The 19,823-nt window shown below is 69.1% G+C and carries 22 protein-coding genes; 10 read left to right on the top strand and 12 right to left on the bottom strand.

All coding sequences use genetic code 11. From position 1 onward, the window contains the following. Positions 1-5 precede the first annotated feature (5 nt). The 4 genes from ACYQZ5_RS04720 to ACYQZ5_RS04705 all read right to left on the bottom strand — a co-directional run bounded on the left by ACYQZ5_RS04720 (position 6) and on the right by ACYQZ5_RS04705 (position 3,585). A complete protein-coding gene (locus tag ACYQZ5_RS04720) occupies positions 6-350 on the bottom strand; it encodes a BsuPI-related putative proteinase inhibitor (protein WP_379730841.1) in 345 nt (114 codons plus the stop codon). Between the two features lie 39 nt (positions 351-389). Then, complete coding sequence (locus tag ACYQZ5_RS04715; RefSeq protein WP_379730842.1) at positions 390-578, bottom strand: methytransferase partner Trm112; 189 nt, start codon at positions 576-578, stop codon at positions 390-392. Positions 579-627: 49 nt separating this feature from the next. After that, complete coding sequence (locus tag ACYQZ5_RS04710; RefSeq protein WP_379730844.1) at positions 628-2,157, bottom strand: uracil-xanthine permease family protein; 1,530 nt, start codon at positions 2,155-2,157, stop codon at positions 628-630. Between the two features lie 108 nt (positions 2,158-2,265). Further along, positions 2,266-3,585, bottom strand: a complete 1,320-nt coding sequence (locus ACYQZ5_RS04705; RefSeq protein WP_379730843.1) for an adenylosuccinate synthase — start codon at positions 3,583-3,585, stop codon at positions 2,266-2,268. Between the two features lie 176 nt (positions 3,586-3,761). Here ACYQZ5_RS04705 and ACYQZ5_RS04700 point away from each other — a divergent pair, with 176 nt between their 5' ends. After that, complete coding sequence (locus tag ACYQZ5_RS04700) at positions 3,762-4,067, top strand: hypothetical protein (RefSeq protein ID WP_053948506.1); 306 nt, start codon at positions 3,762-3,764, stop codon at positions 4,065-4,067. Between the two features lie 28 nt (positions 4,068-4,095). Here ACYQZ5_RS04700 and ACYQZ5_RS04695 read toward each other — a convergent pair whose 3' ends face one another. Together ACYQZ5_RS04695 and ACYQZ5_RS04690 are read right to left on the bottom strand one after the other, a co-directional pair. Beyond that, positions 4,096-6,306 (bottom strand): DUF7527 domain-containing protein, encoded by a 2,211-nt coding sequence (locus tag ACYQZ5_RS04695; RefSeq protein ID WP_459845324.1) that lies wholly within the window; start codon positions 6,304-6,306, stop codon positions 4,096-4,098. 89 nt (positions 6,307-6,395) lie between these two features. After that, a complete protein-coding gene (locus ACYQZ5_RS04690) occupies positions 6,396-6,779 on the bottom strand; it encodes a hypothetical protein (RefSeq protein WP_459845321.1) in 384 nt (127 codons plus the stop codon). A 63-nt stretch (positions 6,780-6,842) separates the two neighbouring features. Between ACYQZ5_RS04690 and ACYQZ5_RS04685 the strand changes: the two genes are divergently transcribed. Beyond that, positions 6,843-7,436 carry a DUF998 domain-containing protein gene (locus ACYQZ5_RS04685; RefSeq protein WP_379818352.1) on the top strand — a complete coding sequence of 198 codons (594 nt, stop codon included), beginning with the start codon at positions 6,843-6,845 and terminating at the stop codon, positions 7,434-7,436. Here ACYQZ5_RS04685 and ACYQZ5_RS04680 read toward each other — a convergent pair whose 3' ends face one another. Both ACYQZ5_RS04680 and ACYQZ5_RS04675 read right to left on the bottom strand, forming a co-directional pair. Next, a complete protein-coding gene (locus tag ACYQZ5_RS04680; RefSeq protein WP_459845319.1) occupies positions 7,437-9,062 on the bottom strand; it encodes a potassium channel family protein in 1,626 nt (541 codons plus the stop codon). A 50-nt stretch (positions 9,063-9,112) separates the two neighbouring features. Continuing rightward, positions 9,113-9,901 (bottom strand): SDR family NAD(P)-dependent oxidoreductase, encoded by a 789-nt coding sequence (locus ACYQZ5_RS04675; protein ID WP_379732181.1) that lies wholly within the window; start codon positions 9,899-9,901, stop codon positions 9,113-9,115. A 119-nt stretch (positions 9,902-10,020) separates the two neighbouring features. On the opposite strand from ACYQZ5_RS04675, the gene ACYQZ5_RS04670 reads away from it, so the two are divergent. Together ACYQZ5_RS04670 and ACYQZ5_RS04665 are read left to right on the top strand one after the other, a co-directional pair. Next, on the top strand, positions 10,021-10,290 hold the full coding sequence (locus ACYQZ5_RS04670) for a CDGSH iron-sulfur domain-containing protein (protein ID WP_379732180.1): 270 nt from the start codon (positions 10,021-10,023) through the stop codon (positions 10,288-10,290). A 45-nt stretch (positions 10,291-10,335) separates the two neighbouring features. Then, positions 10,336-10,824: a metal-dependent hydrolase gene (locus tag ACYQZ5_RS04665; protein WP_379818350.1), complete on the top strand. Its 489-nt coding sequence runs from the start codon at positions 10,336-10,338 to the stop codon at positions 10,822-10,824. Here ACYQZ5_RS04665 and ACYQZ5_RS04660 read toward each other — a convergent pair. Further along, on the bottom strand, positions 10,812-11,537 hold the full coding sequence (locus ACYQZ5_RS04660) for a GNAT family N-acetyltransferase (RefSeq protein WP_379818349.1): 726 nt from the start codon (positions 11,535-11,537) through the stop codon (positions 10,812-10,814). The two genes, ACYQZ5_RS04665 and ACYQZ5_RS04660, sit on opposite strands and share 13 nt — an antisense overlap. Before the next feature lie 71 nt (positions 11,538-11,608). Here ACYQZ5_RS04660 and ACYQZ5_RS04655 point away from each other — a divergent pair, with 71 nt between their 5' ends. Further along, positions 11,609-12,190 carry a peroxidase-related enzyme gene (locus tag ACYQZ5_RS04655; protein WP_379732130.1) on the top strand — a complete coding sequence of 194 codons (582 nt, stop codon included), beginning with the start codon at positions 11,609-11,611 and terminating at the stop codon, positions 12,188-12,190. A gap of 2 nt (positions 12,191-12,192) precedes the next feature. Here the strand turns inward: ACYQZ5_RS04655 and ACYQZ5_RS04650 are convergent, their stop codons facing one another. Further along, positions 12,193-13,026, bottom strand: a complete 834-nt coding sequence (locus ACYQZ5_RS04650) for a ZIP family metal transporter (RefSeq protein WP_379732131.1) — start codon at positions 13,024-13,026, stop codon at positions 12,193-12,195. 101 nt (positions 13,027-13,127) lie between these two features. Here ACYQZ5_RS04650 and ACYQZ5_RS04645 point away from each other — a divergent pair, with 101 nt between their 5' ends. The 4 genes from ACYQZ5_RS04645 (at position 13,128) to ACYQZ5_RS04630 (ending at position 17,482) form a co-directional block, all read left to right on the top strand. Beyond that, positions 13,128-14,768 (top strand): restriction endonuclease FokI C-terminal domain-containing protein, encoded by a 1,641-nt coding sequence (locus ACYQZ5_RS04645; RefSeq protein WP_379732132.1) that lies wholly within the window; start codon positions 13,128-13,130, stop codon positions 14,766-14,768. A gap of 65 nt (positions 14,769-14,833) precedes the next feature. Further along, positions 14,834-15,709 (top strand): NOP5/NOP56 family protein, encoded by an 876-nt coding sequence (locus ACYQZ5_RS04640; protein ID WP_379818347.1) that lies wholly within the window; start codon positions 14,834-14,836, stop codon positions 15,707-15,709. Continuing rightward, positions 15,702-16,334 (top strand): fibrillarin-like rRNA/tRNA 2'-O-methyltransferase, encoded by a 633-nt coding sequence (locus tag ACYQZ5_RS04635; RefSeq protein ID WP_379732405.1) that lies wholly within the window; start codon positions 15,702-15,704, stop codon positions 16,332-16,334. The genes ACYQZ5_RS04640 and ACYQZ5_RS04635 overlap by 8 nt, the downstream gene beginning before the upstream one ends. A 59-nt stretch (positions 16,335-16,393) precedes the next feature. After that, positions 16,394-17,482 carry a glutamate--cysteine ligase gene (locus ACYQZ5_RS04630; protein ID WP_379732404.1) on the top strand — a complete coding sequence of 363 codons (1,089 nt, stop codon included), beginning with the start codon at positions 16,394-16,396 and terminating at the stop codon, positions 17,480-17,482. Here the strand turns inward: ACYQZ5_RS04630 and ACYQZ5_RS04625 are convergent, their stop codons facing one another. Beyond that, the gene (locus ACYQZ5_RS04625) at positions 17,483-18,172 is read right to left on the bottom strand and encodes a DUF1028 domain-containing protein (RefSeq protein WP_379818346.1); all 690 of its coding nucleotides are present in this window, start codon (positions 18,170-18,172) and stop codon (positions 17,483-17,485) included. It abuts the gene before it with no gap. 116 nt (positions 18,173-18,288) lie between these two features. Between ACYQZ5_RS04625 and ACYQZ5_RS04620 the strand changes: the two genes are divergently transcribed. After that, positions 18,289-18,606: a hypothetical protein gene (locus ACYQZ5_RS04620; RefSeq protein ID WP_379730895.1), complete on the top strand. Its 318-nt coding sequence runs from the start codon at positions 18,289-18,291 to the stop codon at positions 18,604-18,606. A 43-nt stretch (positions 18,607-18,649) separates the two neighbouring features. Here ACYQZ5_RS04620 and ACYQZ5_RS04615 read toward each other — a convergent pair whose 3' ends face one another. Then, entirely contained in the window at positions 18,650-19,810 is a 1,161-nt protein-coding gene (locus ACYQZ5_RS04615) for an ATP-binding protein (RefSeq protein WP_379730894.1), read from the bottom strand. Positions 19,811-19,823: the final 13 nt, after the last annotated feature.

Here is a 19,823-nt window from a genome sequence, read left to right as displayed (position 1 = left end):
CCGACTCAGAACAGGATGGTTTCCTCGGCGCTGAGCTCTCGATCCCGACAGGTGACCTCGCCGACCGCGAGATACTCGCCCGGCTCGGGATCCTGCCACGCGGCGCCGAACGTCACGCTCTCGCCGGCCGGGACCGTCTCACTGCCGAGCACCTGCGCGAACATCTGGTCGGCGTCCGAGCGCCAGACCGGCGAGGCGTCGTCGTCGGCGTCGGCCGGGTAGACGGAGACGCGGACGCGCTGGGCGTCGGGGAAGGAGAGTTCGACCGGCTCGTCACCCGGGTTCTCGACGGTGAGTTCGAACGCGAGTCCGCCGTCGTGTCGCCGGCTGTGGAGGGAACTTTCGAGCACGGTGACAGTTCCACCGACGGGCTGAAAAAGCTTCCCGCGTCAGGCCTCGTCGCGCATGTCCGGCGGCAGCAGGTTCGGGATGCCGTCCTCGATGGGGTAGGACTCGCCGCAGTCGGTGCAGGTCAGCGTCCCGGTGATGATCTCGCCGTCGTCGCGCTCCGCGGCGTCGAGTTCGAGGTCGTGTTTGTCCATCGGGCAGCAGACGATCTCCATCAGCGACTCCTTCATGCGCTGCCTGTCGGACCGGGCGGGGCAAAAGGCTGCGGGTTCCGCGGGGCTACTTCACGTAGCGCTCGTACGCCGACCGGAACGCCCCGGACTCCTCGGTGAGCGCGTCCCACTCGTCGAGGCCGCGTTCGGCGCGGGAGCCGTCGATCGTGTTGTCGAGCACGAACGCGACCAGCCCGCCGACGGCCATCCCCGTGCCGCCGACGACGTACACCGTGTCGGCGACGATCTGCAGCGTCGCGTCGGGGAGGATCGGCGCGGTGAGCAGCGGGCCGACGACCGGCGTCGCCGCCACGCCCTCCGCGAAGGCGGCGGCGCTGCCGACGTTGCCCATGTACGCCGGGAGCGCGAGCCCGACGAACAGCGAGATGCCGACGACGAACGCGTTGCGCGAGGAGTCGAGGTCGACGTGTTTCAGGTTCGAGAGCCCGACCGCAACGATCTGGCCGAACATCGCGACGTAGAGGCCGCCGACGATCGGGTCGGGGATGGTGGTGATCAGCGCGCCGACGTAGCCGACGAACCCCGCGATCAGCATCAGCACCGCGCCGACCTGAATCACGAACCGGGAGGCGACGCCGGTCAGCCCGATGGCGCCGATGTTCTCGGAGTAGGAGGTCGAGCCGTTCCCGGTGCCCATGATCCCGGCGAAGACGGTCGCGATCCCCTCGACCCCGATCCCGTGGTCGATCCGCCGCGCGGAGGGCGCGCGCTCGCCCGCCAGCCGCGCGACGGCGTGGTAGTCGCCGAAGGACTCGATCATCGAGGCCAGCACGCCCGCGAACATCCCGATCACGAACGAGGTCCGGAACGTCGGCATTCCCCACTGCAGCGGCGTCGGCACTTGGATCAGACTCGCGTTCGCGACGACCGAGAAGTCGACGAACGCCGGGGAGTCCGCGGGGACGATCCCGAGCACCGAGAGCGCGGCCGCGAGCACCCACGCGACGGCGATCCCCAGCAGCACGGGGTAGAGCCGGAACGCGCGGTGGGCGTCGTCGACGTACTGGCTGAAGCCGACGATCAGGAGCACCGTCAGCCCGAGCAGCCACCACGCCTGATCGGCGGCGACGACCTGCGGCGCGCTGAACAGCGAGAGGCCGATCAGCGCGATCGTCGGCGCGATCACCACCGGCGAGAGGTACTGTTTCAGCCAGCCCATCACGCCGAGGTAGCCGAGGAGCGCCTCGACGATCCCGCCGACGATGATCGCCCCTTGGAGCGCGAGGATCGCCTGCTCCCAGTTGCCCGTGCCGACGAAGCCGATGATCGCCAGCGCGGGCGCGAGCATCGAGAACGTCGCCCCCTGCACGATCGGGTAGCGGTTCCCGACGACGGTCTGGAGCAGCGTCCCGACGCCTGAGACGACGAAGAAGGTGCCGACGTACAGCGGCTGGACCTCGGCGGGCATCCCCATCGCGGTCGCGAGCGCGAGGGGGACGGCGATGTTCGCGCCCACCATCGTGAGGTAGTGCTGGAGGCCGAGCAGCGCCGACTCGCCCGCGGGCGGCCGCTCGTCGACGCCGTACTCGATATCCCCCGACTGTTCGACCGACTCGGTTCCGGGCTCGCCCGCCATCCCCTCCGGCGGGGTCTCCGGGTTCGGCGCTTCGGTCATCGACTGTCTACCCGGACGGTTCGGCCTCTCCCCTAAATACGGTCCGCATCCGGGGTAGCGCTCGCCGCCCTACCAGGGGGTCTGCCGCTCGACGGTCTGGTCCCGGTCGGGACCGACGCCGACGGCGTAGACCGGGGCGTCGAGTTCGCCTTCGAGGTACTCGAGGTACTCTCGGCAGGCCGCGGGCAGCGCCTCGTACCCCTCGGCGGCGACGGCGCTCCAGTCCTGCTCGCTCCACGTCTCGAACTCGCGGAAGTTCGGCTCACACCGCGCCCACTCCTCGGTCGTCGCGGGCACCGTGGTCCGCGTCTCGCCGTCGAGTTCGTAGCTGTGACAGACCTTCAGCTCGTCCAGCCCGGCGAGCACGTCGACGTGGTTCACGGCCAGCCCGGTGAACGACGAGCGGCGGGCGGCGTGGCGCAGCATCGGCACGTCGAGCCAGCCGATCCGTCGCGGCCGGCCGGTGACGGTGCCGAACTCGCCGCCCTTCTCGCGGATCTCGTCGGCGAGCGCTTCCTCGTCGGCCTCCATCTCCGTCGGGAGCGGCCCCTCGCCGACGCGGGAGAGGTACGCCTTCACGATACCGACGATCTCTCCCGAGCCGACGATACCCGGACCGACGCCGGAGCCGACGGCGGCGCCGCCGGCGGTCGGGTTCGAGGAGGTGACGTTGGGGTAGTTCCCGTGGTCGATGTCGATGCTCGTCCCCTGTGCGCCCTCGAACAGGAGGTTGCCGCCGGACTGATGCTGTTCGTAGAGGAAGTCGCCAGCCTCGACGAGCATGTCGTTCTCGCGGAGGCGCTGGCCGTAGTTGGCGAACTCCGCGACCAACTCGTCCACGTCGAACTCGACGCCGGTGTCGATGCCGAACACGTCCTCCGCGATCGCGCGCTTCTGGGGGACGGTGTACTCCAGCCGGTTCCGGAGCACGTCGACGTCGAGGAGGTCGCCGATCCGGACGCCGCGCCGGCCGGCCTTGTCCTCGTACGTCGGGCCGATCCCGCGCCCGGTGGTGCCGACCTTCATGTCGGTGTCCTCCTTGTCGGCCTCCTCCATCTCGTCGAACACGCGGTGGTACGGCATGATGACGTGGGCGCGCTTGGCCACGCGCACGTCGGGGTCGAGTCCCTGCTCCCGGAGGCTCTCGATCTCGTCGAACAGCGTCCGGGGGTTGACGACGCAGCCGTTGCCGAGCACGCCGGTCTTCCCGCGGACACAGCCGCTCGGGACGAGCGAGAGCTTGTACTCCTCGCCGTCCTCGACGACGGTGTGGCCCGCGTTGTCGCCGCCCTGGTACCGCACGACTGTGTCGGCTTCCTCGCCCCAGCGGTCGACGAGGGCGCCCTTGCCTTCGTCGCCGAGTTGCGCCCCGACGATTGTGACGGTCATGTGCGGCGGTTCAGTAGCCCCGGCTAAACCGATTTCGATGCCGCTATCCGCCCCGGCCGGCCGCGATACCCGCGGTCGGAACGGTTAACTTCGCCCCGTGTGTAGCTATAACACCCAGATCCCCCCGGCGGTCGAGGGGAAGCTTTAACCTCTCGCAAGAGAAGTTAACATACAGCATGATAGATCGACTTGAGAAAGAAGTGGATATGCTGGAGCGGCACCTCCAGGTCCTCCGGATGGTCATCGAGAACGAGCCGATCGGCATCGTGAAGATGTCGAACGAGACCGGCTACCCCCACCACAAGGTACGCTACTCGCTGCGCGTGCTGGAGGAGGAGAACCTCATCGAGCCGTCGAGCCAGGGTGCGATCACGACCGACCACACCGCCGAGTTCGTCGAGGACCTCGACGAGAAGCTGGACGACACCGTCGAGAAGCTGCGTGACATGCGGATCGAGTCGGCGCCGGAAGCCGAGAACTGACGCCTTTCTGCAGTTCTGAAACGCCGGTCTACAGCTCCGGGACGCTGACGTGGAACTCGCCCTCGCGGGTCTCCACGAGACAGAGGTGGTACCCCTCCTTGCGTGAGAGCTTGACGAAGCTCTTGTTCTTGCTGCGCTTCAGCAGCCCGCCGCCGGTGGCCTCCTCGGCGGTCTCGAGCGCTCCCGGCTCGTAGTAGCTCGACGTGACGAAAAACGCCGCCGACAGCTTCTCGTTGCTCTCGGCGACGGGCGTGGCGTTCCGGATCAGCGACTCGAGCATCGGCTCGGTGGCAGGCTCCCGGGAGTCGTTGAGGTCGGTCACGACCAGCGGCTGGCCCATCCGGTCGCGCAGCACCACGTCGAAGGAGACGCTCTCCTCCTCGGCTTCCTCGCCGAGGGTCACGCCGCCGCGGAGTTCGATCCGGTCGATGTCCGGGATGGCGTCGTACAGCGTCCCCATCGAGGTCTGGTTGCGTGTCTCACGTACGTCGTGGACGAACGTCCGGATCAGCCACTCCACGAACCCGTACTCGATAGTGTCGTGGAGCCACTCCTCGAACGGCCGGCCGTCGACGACGGCACCGTCGTCGTCGAACTCGGTGTGGTGTTCGAGCCGGATGTTGTCGTTGACCGCCTCGCGGCCGGCGTCGCCGGAGTGGGCGTCCTCGAGCGTCGGCCCGCCCTTGCGTTCGTAGCGGACGAACAGGTTCGTACCCGCCATCGCCTCCTCGGGGGTGATCTCGTGGTCCCCGTCGGGGACGTACTCCCGGGCCGCTTCGAGTTCGGACTCGGCGGCGTCGAGTTCGGTCTCCAGCCGATCGACCGTCGTTCTGAGCTCCTCGAGCTCCGCCTCCAGCTCCTCGGCGGTCGCCGCCGCCTCGTCGCGCTCGCGTTCGATTCGGTCACGCTCGCCGGAGAGCCGTTCGTTCTCCGACTCCAGACGTTCGGTTTCGGCCTCCAGCTCCTCGACCTGCTCGCGGAGCCGATCGCGCTCCTCGCGCAGCGCCTCGATCTCCTCGGTCGATGCCGTCGTCCTCGGCTGTGAGTTGGTTGTCGCCCTCGACTGTGTGTCGGTCGTCGCCGTGGCCGGCGTCCCGCCGTCGTCGGACTCCCGCGACACCGAGTTCTCGGGGTCGAGCGCCGGAATGGTCGCCCCCTCCCGCCACTCGGACTCGGCCTCGAACCGCTCGCGGGCCTCCGAGGACGCCCCGGCCGACGATCGCTCGCCCGAGGACCCGGCTTCGGACCCCTCGGTCGACTCCTCGGCCGTGGACTCCTCGCCGCCGGCCATCGCCGCCTCGGCGGCTTCGCCCGCGGAGCGGTCGGTTCGCGCCGACGCGGCCGGCTCGGCGTCCTCGCTCGCGCTGTCGGCCGTCCCCTCGCTCGACGATCGCTCCCGCGGGGTCCGCGAAACCGACGACTCGTCGTCGGCCCCGGCCGCTGCGGGCCGGGACTGGTCGGCCGTCCCGTCCGTGTCGTCACCGCCGTCCGCGTCGTCGACGCCGCCCTCGTCCTCCACCTCGGCCGCCTCTCCCGCGTCGGCTGTGTCGGCCGGTTCGGTCGCATTGCCGGTGTCGGCCGCCGGAGCCGCGGTACGCCCGCCGTTCGCGGCGCTCCCGTCGCTCGACGCCGGCTCGTCGTCGGCCACAGAGTCGTCGGTGCTCGCGGCGGCGCCGGCCGCGGCGTCGGAGAACGTGTCTGGCTCGGGCACGTCGACGATGTCGAGGTCGACGGTTCTGACCCGGTAGATGCCGACCTCGTCGTCGGCGCGCTCGAACGCCTCGTCGCCGGAGATGCGGCGGCGCTGGTTCCCGATGAACGCGACGGGCAGCCGGCGGCCGCCGTAGTAGACGAGGTAGTAATCCCCCGAGAGCACGTTCTCCGAGAGCTCGACGTAGCCGGTGAAGCCGCCCGCCTGCAGCGTGTCGTCGACCTCCGAGATCGGCGTCTCCTCGGTGTAGTACTCGCCGCGGACCTCCCCGCCGGTCTCCTGCATCGCGAACAGCAGTGGGAGCGAACGGTCGGGAGCGACGTAGGCCGTGCCGTCGGCGTCGGCGAACCTGTCCATGTCGCCGTCGAACACGCCGAGTACGCGGCCGTTGAGCATGAACAGCCACGCCACGCCGTCGGTAACCGCGCCCGTGAACTCCCGTTCGGCGAGCTCCCGGAGCCCGGCGTGGCCGTCCGTGAACGGCTCCGAGTCCCACTCGGTCACTCGCTCGACCGTTTGACTCTCCATCGTTGATCGGTACTCACCCGGTACGGTCAAAATACTTTGTGGAGCGTTCCCCCGATCCGGACAGCGGTCTGACGCGTTCGCGGCGGCAGTCAGCCGAGCGCCCGGACGATCGCGGCCGCGGTCGGCGCCCCCACCAGCGCGAGCGCGACGACCGCGGCGGGGGGCAGCCCCGGTGTCGGCGGGAGCGATCCGGTCACCGCCATCCAGACCGCGCCCGCGGCGACGACGACGATGCCGAAGCTCGCGGCGCTCGCGACGGCGCGCTCGATCGACGTGGCCACGACCGCGAGGAGGAGGGCGGCGACGAGCAGCCCCGCCGGGTGGGCGACCGTCGCGGCGGCGCCGAGGAGCCACGCGAGCGCGCTCGCGGCGTCGCCGAACCGGCCCTCGCGGACCGGACGGAGTCGGCTCCCGTAGGCGAACAGCGTCGGCGAGCGCTGAGTCACGTTCGGGGGGAGCGGTGGCTCGTACATCAATCCACTCACTCCGGACGCCCGGACCGAAGGGCTAACTGACGGGCGCCCCTGAGCCGAGCCGTGTCCGCTCAGCTCTCGCTGGACGCTACCACCCCACAGCGGGGGATCGCCCGCCTCACGGGACCGGTCGCGGTCGTCGTCTCGATCGGAGGAATACTCCTCGCAACCGCCCTCTCGCCGACGTTCTCTTGGACGACCGGGGCGCTCTCTGATCTCGGCGTGACGCCCGGGACCGCGTGGCTGTTCAACGGCTCGCTGATCGTCGGCGGCCTCGTCGGCGCGCCGTACGCGTGGGCGCTGTGGAGCGCCGCGGCCGATCCGCTGGGCCGCCTCCGCGCGGGGTCGTACCTGCTCGCGCTGATCGCGATGGCCGGCGTCGGCCTCGCTCCCGCCGGCCGGCCGCTGCACTTCCCGTTCGCGGTCTCGTTTTTCGCGCTCGCCGCGCTGACCGCGGTCGTCGACGGCGTCGCCCGCTTCCGCCTCGACAGCGGGAAGCTCGCGCTGGCCGTGGGCGTGCTCGCGCCCGTGGCGTGGCCGGTCTGGCTGTTGTGGGTGGGGAGTCCCGGGATCGCGGTGCCGGAGTTCGTCGGCGCGGCGCTGTTCGGCGTCTGGGTGGTCGCGCTCAGCCCCGAACGCCCCGGCCGCCCGGCGTAGCTACGCCGCGAGTTCGGCGAACGCGTCGACGGCGGCGTCGTCGCCGGCCACGACCAGCGTGTCCCCCTCCTCGATCCGCGTCCCCGGGTCGATCGACGTGATCGTCCGGCCGTCGCGCTCGATCGCGATGACGGTGCAGCCGGTGCGGGCACGCACGTCCGCGTCTTCGAGGGTGTGTCCCACGAGTGCGGGCGCCTCCCGCCGGACGACCTCGACCTGCGTCTCGGGCGTGATCACCTCCTCGTCCAGCAGTTTCGACGCGAGCATCCGGCCGCTGACGGTGGGCAGCGAGAGCACGTACTCGGCGCCGGCGCGGTAGAGCTTCGGCGGCGAGTCCGCCTCGTTGGCTCGGGCGATCACGCTCGTCTCCGGCGCGACCTGCTTGGCGACCAGCGCCGCGAACAGCGCGCTCGTGTCGTCGGCCAGCGCGAGCACCAGCGCCTCGGCGTTGTCCACCTCGGCGTCCTCCAAGGTCGCCGGGTCGGTCACGTCGCCGACCACGTCCACGCCGGGCTTGTCCTCCACGTCGACGATGGTGACCGGGACGCCCGCGGCGGTGATCGCTTCGGCGACCGCCGAGCCGACGACGCCGTAGCCCGCGATGGTGATGCCGGACCGCCCCGAGCGGTCCTCCGCGATGCTGCGCCGTTTCATCGTCTCGACTCCCTCCTCCGGCCCGGCGACAAGCAACACCGTGTGTTCGTCGATCACCTGATCCGGGTCGGGTGCCGAGACGAACTCCCCGCGGAACCACGCGCCGATGATGTTGGTCCCCGTCAGCTCCTCGATCCCGCAGTCGCCGATCGTCCTCCCCGCGAGCGGCGAGCCACGCTGGACCAGCAGTTCGCCGACCTCGAACTCGTCGGCGATCTCGACCGCGCCGCTCAGCTCCGAGGAGACCGCGGCCGACGCCTTCCCCGCCAGCGACTCCCCGAGCACGTCGCGAGGGTGGATCACCTCGTCGGCGCCGGCGTAGCGGTGGTAGTCCGCGTGGCTCTCGTCCTCGACGAGGCTCAGCACCCGCGTCTCCGGGGCGACGTGCTGGGCGGCGAGGATCACGCTGGCGTTCGTCTCGTCGTCGCCGGCCACCACCACCGCGCTGGCGTCGGCGGCGGCGACCGCGTCGAGCGTCTCGGCCTCCTCGGGGTCGCCGTGTACCACCTCGACGCCGTCGGCCTGTAGCGACTCGACGGCGTCGTCGTCTGGCTCGACCACGACGTACGGCTGGCCGCGGGCGCCGAGTTCGGTGATCAGCGTGTCGACCGTCGGCGAGAACGCGCAGATCACGACGTGGCCGTCGCCGTCGTACGCCCGAGGCGGTCCCGACGCCAGCGCCTCCGCGAACAGCGGCAGCACGAACGCCGGCACCGTGAGGAAAATCAGCGCGACGCCGGTGAACTGCATCGCGATCGACAGCGCCAGCATCGGCGTGGAGTTCCACTGCTCGGCCTGCTCGCCGTAGCCGACGGTGGTGAACGTCTCGACGACGACGTGCAGCGCCTCGATGAACCGCATCTCCACCCCCTCCAGCCGCGCCATCCCGAACTGGTAGAGGACGGCGTAGACAAGGATCACCGCGACCGTCCCGAGGAGGTAGAGCCCAACACGCCGTGCCGGGTTCGCCATACTCCGCGTTCCGGCGTGTGGGGCTTAAAGTCCGCCGACTACCGCACCGATCAGATGATCTGCCAGCCGCCGTCGACGTGGAGCAGTTCGCCCGTCACGTAGCCCGCGGCGTCGCTCGCGAGGAACACCGCCGCGGGCGCCACGTCGGTCGGGAACCCCGCCCGGCCCAGCGGGACCGGCTTGAGGAACTCCCCTTCCTCGGCGCCCTCCTGTGCCTCCTCGGTCCAGCCCTCGAGGAACTCCGTCGCGATCTGCCCGGGCGCGACGGCGTTGACGCGGATGTCGTGTTCCGCGAGTTCGAGCGCCGACCCGCGGGTGATCATCCGGATCGCCCCCTTAGTGGAGTCGTACTGCACCTGCCCGAACTGCGCGACGTTCGAACTGATCGAAGCGGTGTTGACGATGCTGCCCGCGACGCCGCGGTCGATCATGTCGTTGGCGGCGATCTGGGTGCCGAAGAACACCCCCTTGGCGTTGACCGCGTGAATGCGGTCGAACTCGTCTTCGGTGACCTCCCGCATCGGCCCGCCGATGTAGAGGCCGGCGTTGTTCACCATCACGTCGACGCCGCCGTACTCGCGGGCGGCCTCGACGGCGACCCGGATGTCCTCGGGGTCGGAGACGTCGGTCTCGACGAACTCGGCGGTGCCACCGTCGGCCTCGATCCGCTCGTGGGTCGGCTTCTCGGCGTCACGGTCCTTCGGCTCGGGGTCGATGTCGGCGTTAATCACGGTCGCGCTGGCGTCGGCGAACTCCAGTGCGATCGCGCGCCCGATGCCGGAGCTTCCTCCGGTGACGACGGCCGTCTCGTCTGCGAAGTCGTACTGGACAGTACCCATACGCCCGCCCACGGCCGAACCGCACTTAATTCCCGACGCGTTCGGGCAGCGCCGCCGCCGTCGGCCGCAGTCTGTCGCCGCGCCCAAGAGCTATCGGCCCGGGCGACCCATCGACGGCCGTGACCCGCCACGTGACTCGGGAGGAACACTCCCCCGAATATCTCGACGAGGAGGACATCGACCCCGAGAAGGGCGACATCGCGGTCTGTCGCTGCGGGCTCAGCGACGACCACCCGTTCTGTGACGGCTCCCACCGACGGACCGAGGACGAGGGCGACGGCGTGTACTGCTACGTCGACGGGGAGCGCCGCGAGATCGCGAGCGTCACGTTCGCCGACGGCGAGACCGTCGAGTACGGCGACGACGGGGTAGACGAATCCGGCAACTGACCCGCAGCCGAGTGCTTTAGGCCGATGGGGCGACCAGCGGTTCGTGTGTACCGGACCGGCCACCTCGGGGTGTCGATGCTGGTGTTCGCCCCGATCGGCTACCTGCTCGTCGCGGTCGGGCTGCCGCTGGCGGCGCTCGCGACCGGCGGCGCGATGCTCTGGCTGGCGATGCTGCCCGACGTGGACCACCGGATCCCCGGCGTCCCCCACCGCGGGCCGACCCACTCGCTGCTGTTCGCCGGACTCGTCGGCGGGGCGTTCGGCGGCGCGGGCGCGCTGCTGGCCGACGGCGTGGGGACGGTCCGCCGCCTCCAGCTCTCGCTGTTCGGCTTCTTCGTCGGCTTCGTCAGCGTCGGCGCCCACCTGCTCGGCGACGTACTCACGCCCGCGGGCGTGAACCTGTTCTGGCCGTGGGGGCGGACGTTCAGTCTCTCCGTCACCCGCGCGGACAACACGCTCGCGAACTGGGGACTGTTCCTGCTCGGAACCTTCGCACTCGCCGCCGCGGGCGCGCTGGCGGCTCAGGGCGTCTGATCGGTGGCGAGCACCGCGCTGGTCGCCCAGCGCTCGTACCCCAGCGACTCGGCGAGCGCGACTGACGCCGGCAGCGAGTCGCGGGTCCGGTAGCGAACGATGCCGTCCCGGTCCACGTCGAAGGCGGTTCTCGTGATCATGGAGACGACCGCGCGTCCGTAGCCGCGCCCGCGGTGCTCGGGGTCGACGACGACGCCAACGTCCGGGAACGGGAGGTGGGTCAGCGTCGCGACCGCCACGAGGTCGCCGTCCGCGAACAGCCCCGCGGTCTGCCCGGGCCGGAACACGGGCGATGCGCGGGCCCAGTCCTCGTCGGGGACGCGCTCCCGGAGCCGCTCGAACGCCGCCTCGTCGGCGCCGACGAGCAGCCGGGCCGTCGACTCGACGGGCGAGAACGAGGCCTCGTCGACGTAGCCGAGGAAGTACGGGCCGTGGACGCTGTCGATCCCGGTGCCCCCCAGCGCACACGACACGGCCTCGGTCGCGGGGAGGTCGGCGGCGTGGAGTTCGTCGGCGGCGTCGGCGAGCGCGTCGTGGAACTCACCGGGAGCGGCCACGACCAGCGCATCGCCGCGACGGAACAGGCGGATCGTCCCCTCGGTGGCCGTGTCGACGACCGTGACGCCCGCCGCCGAGAACGCCTCGGGCGAACAGTCCAGTCGCTCGGCCCAGTGGCGGGCAATCCGGTCCTCGGTGTCGGGCGCGAGCGTCATCGTTCCGGGTTCCGAGGCCCGAGGGGAAAAGAGCGGTCGTCTTGAAGTGGCCGCCAGCCCAACGGCCGGCGATGGCCGACCCAACACTCGACGACGACGCGATGACCCGCTTCGAGGTGCCCGAGTTCGAGGAGCTTCCCGAGGATCTGCAGGACCGCATCAGCGAGGAGACCGAGGAGGCCGGCTTCACGCCGAACGTGTTCTCGGCGTTCGCCTACAAGCCGAGCCACTTCCGCGCGTTCTTCGAGTACCACGACGCGCTCGTGGACGACACCGCGCTCGACCGCGAGGAGGTGGAGATGATCGTCGTCGCGGTCTCCGGACGGAACCACTGCTACTACTGCAACGTCGCCCACGGCGCGCTGACCCGCATCTACTCGGGCGACCCCGAGCTCGCCGACCAGCTGGTCGCGAACTACCGACAGGCCGACGTGAGCGAGAAGCGGATGGCGATGCTCGACGTGGCAGTGAAGCTGACCGAGCATCCCGACCGCGTGACTGAGGCCGACCTCGAACGCCTCGCGGAGGTGGGGTACAGCCCCGAGGCGATGTGGGACATCGCCGCCGTGACCGCCTTCTTCAACCTCAGCAACCGGATGGCGATGTTCGCGGACATGCGGCCCAACGCGGAGTTCCACACGATGGGGCGCTGAGATCAGGCCGCGACCGCGGCGTCGACGACGACGAGCAGCACGAAGCCGACGAGGAACGCCGCCGTCGCGGCGTCGGCGTAGCCGTGGCCGTGGCTGGAGGGGACCATCTCCCGGAGGACGACCGCGAGCATCGCGCCCGCGGCGAAGCCGGCGGCGACCGGGAAGATCCCCTGTGCGATCCCCACGAGCGCGAAGCCGAACACCGAGCCGACCACCTGCGGGACGGTGCCCGAGAGCGTGGTGTAGAGGAACACCTTCGGCGTCGAGACGCCCGACTGGGCGACCGGGATCGCGAACGCGAAGCCGTCCGGGACGTTCTGGAGCGCGATCACGACCGCGAGCACGAGCGCGACCTCCTCCAGCCCCGAGGCGTAGGCGATCCCCATCGCCAACCCCTCCGGCGCGTTGTGGAGCGTGATCGCGCCGCCGACCAGCACGGCACGGCGGAGTCGGTCGTCGAGCAGTCCGTCGTCGCTCTCGCCGTCGCTCCCGTCTGTCTCGCCGTCGATCTCGTCCCCCTCGTCGATCTCGCCCACACCGTGGCCGCGCCGGCGGTGGTACTCCGTGTGGAGGTGCGGGATCACGCGGTTCCCCGCGAGCAGGCCGAAGCCGCCGAGGAACACGCCGATCATCACCGCCGAGAGCGCGCCCTGCTCGCTGCCGGGGATGATGAGGCCGAACACCGACGCCGCGACCATGATGCCGCCCGCCAGCCCGAGCGCGGCGTCGTACGTGCGGTGGCTCACGCGGGCGCCGAACAGCGTCGGGACCGCACCGAGGCCAGTGGCCAGCCCTGCCAGCGTGGTCACCAGCAGCATCGACTGGAACGGGTTCATGGAGGGGAGGAGGGTGCGGCGGGGATAAATACGCTCTGGGGAGAGTTCTAAAAGACAGACGGGGGTATCTTGAAGTTGATACCTTGCTAATTGATGTCAATATGGAATTGCGGGAGCTCGTCGATCAGGACTGGAACAGTCACGAGCGGAAACGGTTCATAAAGGACGAAACGAAAACGAAGACCGACTCTTTCGACCCTGAATCGTTCAAACATGACGGCTTCAGTGATCGTGAGAAATATCTCGAAACCTACGTTCCCGCACTCGCCGACGAAGAACGGCTCGAAACGGAGCTGAACGACTTCACTCCGCCGCGGTTGAACGCTCTCAACGACTCTCCCTATCAGGCACTTGTCATTCGTTACGGAATCCTCCGCCAACTGATTCAACAGCCCGACTACAGTATGCCCAAGGACGGGCTTCTCGAGAACGTCCAGACGTGGCAACTCGATATACTGAACACGTATTCGGAGGACGATTTCCCTGATTCCGACGACCTGCTCCACCTCGCCGAGGCTGCTGTCGACTACAAGAACGACGTCGATGATTCGGAGCTTCACATGGTGTACAGCTATTTCGAGCTGCACAACCGCTCCCGGGAGCGGAAACACGAGTACTACACCTGGCTGGATCTCTTCAAGCGCCTCTCAGCTATCGACCGGTTCCCGAAAGTCCGGCGTTCCGACAGCCCCGAACACGCCCTCGACACGATCGAGAAGGGGCTCTGGTCACTTCAGGAACAGGCGATCGTTTACGAGGTGAACACCGACAAGATGAACGAGCTCGTCGGTATTCCCGAAGAGTATATCGACTACGTCCGGGACTGGCTCTACTACGAGATGTCCGAGGAGAACTATCTCCGGATGCTAGAGACCCTCAAACCGTTCGACAGGCAGTCACTGCTCGTTGACGTCCGTGATCGGTACGGAATCGAATCGAAGACGGGGGGACGAAACGACAGACGCCGCGAGAGTATCGTGGAGGGCGGCGTATTCCCGAGCGAACTGCTCAGGTACGCGCTCACGAAAGACGAACTCAAGGAAATCGTTGATCGATACGGGCTCAACGCTCACAAACAGAAAACTGACGAGATGATCTCGGCGATCATCGACTACTTCGAGCAGTCTCAGAAGTCGGTCGGGGACGACGATCCGGCCGTCGAACTGTATCTGAGTGCGTACGAGGATATCGCCGACGGGACAGTACAAAAGATACCCCCACAGCTACAGGACCTCGTCGACGCGGACAATCCGGGTGACAAGCTAGATGTGCTCTTCGAGGACGCGACGGCCGAGATTTTCAGCGAAGTGTTCAACCTCGATGGAACGAATCTCCTTGGCCAGCAAGCGAGCGGAGTCGTCGCCGACGGGGAGATCGAACAGGACGGCAAGTGGCTACTGTGGGACAACAAGCGTCGAGCCCGGGAGTTCAAACTGGGCAGCACCGCACGCAGCAAGATCAAGAGCTACATCGACACGAAGGCTGAACAGCATCAAGTAGAGTGGTTCCTTATCATCGCCCCGGAGTTCAGTAAGAACGCCGAGGCCCACGCTGAACAGCTCGAGATGCAGGTTGGCCGTGATATTCGACTTGTACGCGCAGCAGACTTCAGGCAGTTAGCCGAACAGTGGCGTGAAGAGTACGCCGACGACGGACACGAGCTACCGCTCTCGATATTTTTCGGCTCCGGGCTGTTCGATCCAGACATGGCGATGCAGGTTCTGGAGCAGCAGTTCTCGTGACGGACGGGCTCAGCTACTCTCCCAGTTCGAGAATACATATACGGGCCCGCATTCATTAGGGGAGTATGAACGATCTGAGATCCTCGAGTGCAGGATGGTTCGCCGGCGTCGACCCCGGCGACCCCGAGGCCGCGGCGGCGGCGATCCACGAGAGCGAGGCCGACGAGCCTCGCGACTGGCCCGCGCTGGCCGTCGACGCCGGGTTCGCCGCCGACGAGGACGAGTACTACGACCGGCTCCACGAAGCGACCGTCGAGGCCGCCCGCGAGGCCGCACGCGCGGCAGAGCGCGCGGACGACCAGCAGTTGATCCACGCGCTGCGGGCGATGGACGACGCCGAGCGCACCGCGAACGAGCTCGCCGAACGGCTGGAGGAGTGGGCCGGCGCGCTGCTCGACGTGGAGGAAGACGCCACGGGACTCGACTTCGCGGCCGTCGTCGCCCAGCGCGACCCCGCGGACGCCACCGAGGAGCGGGCGATCTCGCTGGCCGAACGCGTGGTCGACCTGCGGGAGGAACGTGACGAACTGCGAACCTTCCTCGAGCGCCGCGCGCCCGAGGTGGCGCCGAACCTCGCCGAGATGGCCGGTCCCGTGCTCGCCGCGCGGCTGATCTCGCTGGCCGGCGGGCTGGAGTCGCTGGCGAAGAAACCCTCCGGCACCGTGCAGGTGCTCGGCGCCGAGGACGCGCTGTTCGCCCACCTCCGCGGGCACGCGCCCTCGCCCAAGCACGGCGTCATCTTCACCCACGAGTTCGTCCGCGGTACGCGGCCCGATGACCGCGGCTCGGCGGCCCGCGCCCTCGCGGGGAAGCTCTCGATCGCCGCGCGGATCGACTACTACAGCGGCGACCGCCGCGAGAGCGTTCACGAGGACCTGCGCGATCGAATGGAGACGATCCGCGCGCGTGCGGCGGACGACGAAGAGGTGGACGATGAGTGAGCTTCCCGCCGGGGTCGAGCGGCGTCCTGTCGCCGGCGAGGACCGCTTGACGACCGAGGGCGAACCGGTGTACGGCGAGCCGACCGTCGACGGCCGGCGGGTGTGGGACGCCGGGCGGTCGAAGCTCGGCGCGATGCTCGAACTCGGGATGGACACCCGCCTCTCGGGCGGCGAGTCGGTGCTGTACCTCGGCGCCGCCTCCGGGACGACCGTCAGCCACGTCGCCGACTTCGCGGGACCGACGTACGCGGTGGAGTTCGCGCCGCGCCCGGTCCGGGATCTGGTGGACGTGGTGGAGAGCCGGCCGAACCTGTTCCCGCTGCTCGCCGACGCACGGAAACCGAAGGAGTACGCCGGCGTCGTGGAGTCCGGGCTGGACTGCATCGTCCAAGACGTGGCGACCCGCGGGCAGGCCGAGGTCGCGAACCGCAACGCGGCGTTCCTCGCCGACGACGGCCTGCTGCTTGCGGCGATCAAGGCCCGCAGCGAGGACGTGGTCGCGGAGCCGGATGAGGTGTTCGAGGACGTCCGGGGGACGCTGCGGGAGGAGTACGAACTGCTCGAAACGGCGCGGCTGGACCGCTACCACGACGATCACCTCGGGATCGTCGCCCGGAAGCGGTAGCACTCGCCGCGTTCCGGAGCCGGCACCCTATTTAGTTGGGGACCCTCACTATGGAGCAAATGGAGGAACTGGGCTCCCGCGAGAGCTTCGACCGGATGGGAACCCTCGGCGTCGAGGAGGAGTTCTACGTCGTCGACAGCGAGGGGTTTCCCGTCTCGGGCGTCGACGAACTGGTGTACGGCGACGACGAGCCGCCGGCGCCGCTCGCGGGGAAACTGGACCACGAACTGTTCAAGTTCACCATCGAAACCCAGACCCCGCTGATCGAGGACGTTGGGGCGGCCGAGGACCACCTGCTCGCAGTGCGGGAGGCGCTGGTCGAACACGCCGAGACCCACGGCTATCAAATCGCCGCAGCGGGGCTTCACCCCGAGGCGCGTTGGCGCGAACTCGATCACGCCGAGAAGCCGCGGTACCGCTCCCAACTCGAACGAATCCAGTACCCACAGCACCGCAACACGACCGCGGGGTTGCACGTCCACGTCGGCGTCGACGACCCGGACAAGGCGGTCTGGATCGCGAACGAGCTTCGGTGGGAGATGCCGCCGCTGCTGGCGCTGTCGGCCAACTCCCCGTTCTGGAACGGGTTCGACACGGGGCTGGCCTCGGCGCGGGCGAAGGTGTTCGAGAACCTCCCCAACACGGGGATGCCGACCGCGTTCGAGGATTACGCGGCGTTCGAGCGCTACGAGCGACGGATGGTCGAGCAGGGCGCCGTCGAGGACCGCGGCGAGCTCTGGTTCGACGTGCGCCCCCACACCGGCCACGGCACCGTCGAGATCCGGACGCCGGACGGGCAGGTCGACCCCGCGGTCGTCGACGCGTTCGTCGAGGGGATCCACGCGATGGTGATCGACCTCGCGGAGCGCTACGAGGACGGGAAGCGCGACTCCCTCGGCGCGGGGCTGCGCCGGGAACTGCTCGACGAGAACAAGTGGCGGGCCATGCGGCACGGCCACGACGCGACGTTCGTCGACCGCGACGGCGAGTCGACGATCGGGCTCAGCGAGGCGATCGAGCGCACCTGCGACCGGATCGGCAACGACGCGCTGACGGCGCTCCTCGATCGTGAAAGCGGGAGCCAGCGACAGCGGCGGATCCACGAGGAGCAGGGGAGCGAGGCGCTGCGGGAGTCGCTGGTGCTGTAGTCAGTAGCGGATCGGGTACTCGCGGATCGTCTCGGGGACGGTGTCGCCCCAGAACTTCTGCATCTCCTCGTCGTCCATCCCGCGTTCGGTCTCCAGCGCGGACTCGTAGGCCTCGCGCAGGTCCGAGATCGGCTGGCCGGGCGTGTCGACCCTGAGGTTGTGGTAGAGCTTGTGCGGGTCGCCGTACACCAGCACTGCGGCGCTGAGGTTGTCGCCGCGCTTGTCGCCGCCGGCGGACTCGCTGGCCTCGAGCGCCGTCAGGAGGCGGTCGGTGAACCGTCCGGTCGCGCGCTCGAACCCGGCGGCGACGGCGTCGATCACCTCGGGGCTCGCGAGTAGATCCCCGCCGACGGTGTACTCCTCGCCGACGTAGTGGTCGGCGTGCTCGACACACTTCTCGCCGGTGTGGGCGTACGTCCGCCCCTCGGCGTCGATCCCGTGGAGCTGGAGTCCTTTCGACCCCGCCCGGCCGGCGACGAACGCCTCCGCGGCGGTGGGGAGGGCGATCCCGCGATCGAGCAGGCCGAGCAGGGCCTCGCCGTAGTCGGCGCCGGCGTCCCACGACTGGGTGACGACGGCGCCGTCGGCGCTCACCCACGGGCAGACCGCCCCGACCGCGGGGAACGCCGACGCGACGGCGACGCCGACCTGTTCGGACTCGGGATCGCGGGCCGCGATCGAGATGGTCACGGCGGCCGCCCCCTGCTCGTGGTACTCTCAGTCACACCCCGACTGAGGCTGTCGCCGGCTTGAACGTTCCGGCCTCGGCCGAACGTTTTTGCCCGACCGCACCGCCACGGTCGACCGTGTACCTCTCACACCCGGTTCGGCGGATGCGGGACGACCCCGGCGAGGCGACGGCGGCGCTGGTCGTCGAACTCAGCGACGACGCCGCACCGTCGAGGCTCCGCGAGACCGTCGCGGACGCCGGCGGCGAAGTGGTCGAGGAACTCGGGTTCGACTGCTGGCTCGTTCGCCTGCCCGAAGCGGGCGTCGACGAGCTCTGCTCGCTCGCGGGCGTCGTGCGGGTGGAGACCGACGCGACGCTGGAGCGGACCGTCGACGAGACGGTCGAGGGGGAGGGGAGCAGTCCCGCCGAGAACGAGGATACGCGGGAGGTCTGACGGCACTCGCCGGAATCGACGGCGCCGCGGCGCGTCTGCGGGGCTACTGCGGGGGCGACGATGCGGTCGGTGGCGACTCTCGCTGGGGGGAGTCGGTCCCCGGTTCCGTCTCCGCTCTCGGCAGCGTCACGGTGAACACGGTGCCGCCGGGGCCGGTTTCGGTGAGTTCGACGTTCCCCCCGTATCGGTCGACCAGTCGAGCCACGATCGTGAGGCCGATACCGTGGTCCGTCTTCCCCGTCACCGGCTCGAACAGCACGTCGCGCTCGGCCTCGGGGATGCCCGTCCCGTCGTCCGCGACGCGCACGTCGACGGTGTCCGGCGCCGGCGACACCGAGACTGTCACGTGGGGGTGGCCGCTCTGGTTGTGTTCGACCGCGTTGTTGAGTAGGTTCGAGAACACCCGCTTGAGGAGTTCGTCCGCGCGGACGTACACCTGATCGGGAAGCTCCGCCTCGGTCTCGACGTAGCCGTATCGGTCCTCCAGCTTGTCGAGCTCCTCCTCGAGCAGGTCGGTGAGATCGACGGGGGAGAGATCGGTCCCCTCCTCGAGCGACTGCAGCAGCAGGCGTACGTCCTTGGTCGTCCCGGTGAGTTCGGTCGCCTGCCGCTCGATGATGTCGAGATACTCGTAGGCGGGGTCGTCCTCGTCGGCGCGCTGCTTGAGCAGGTCGGCGTAGCCGCTGATGACGGCGGCGGTGTTCAACACCTCGTGTCGGAGCAGCGAGTTCAGGTCGTCGAGCATCTCCCGTCGCTCCTCGGACTCCCTCGCCTGGATGGACGCGCGCTCGGCTCGCACGGCACGCTGCACCGCCCGGGCCTCGTAGTAGCCGATCAGGAAGCCGCCACCGGCGCCGATGCTGAGCGACCATCGCGCCCATCCGACCGCGATCAGGCGGTTGGCAGGCGGCATCGTGAGCATCAGCATCGCGTTCACGAGCAGGAAGCCGCCGCCCCCGGCGACGGACCACTTCAGGACCCGGAACTGCTGGTCGGTGGAGAGCGACGAGCGAGACAGGTACACGCCACCCGCGACGAGTCCGACGACGCCCGGGATGGTCGTCGCGAGTCCGACGACGTACACGTCGTTTATCAAGTAGAGGCGGTTCGAAAGTGTAAGCCAGATGAATTCGATCGCCACAATCGCTCCTAATAGACAACCGAGCGCGACCAGAAGCGTGTTTGCGCGGTTGTCAAACTTCACTCGTTACGCCGTA

This window comes from Halolamina salina (genome assembly GCF_054653455.1).
This window is presented reverse-complemented; position numbering and strand designations above follow the sequence as displayed.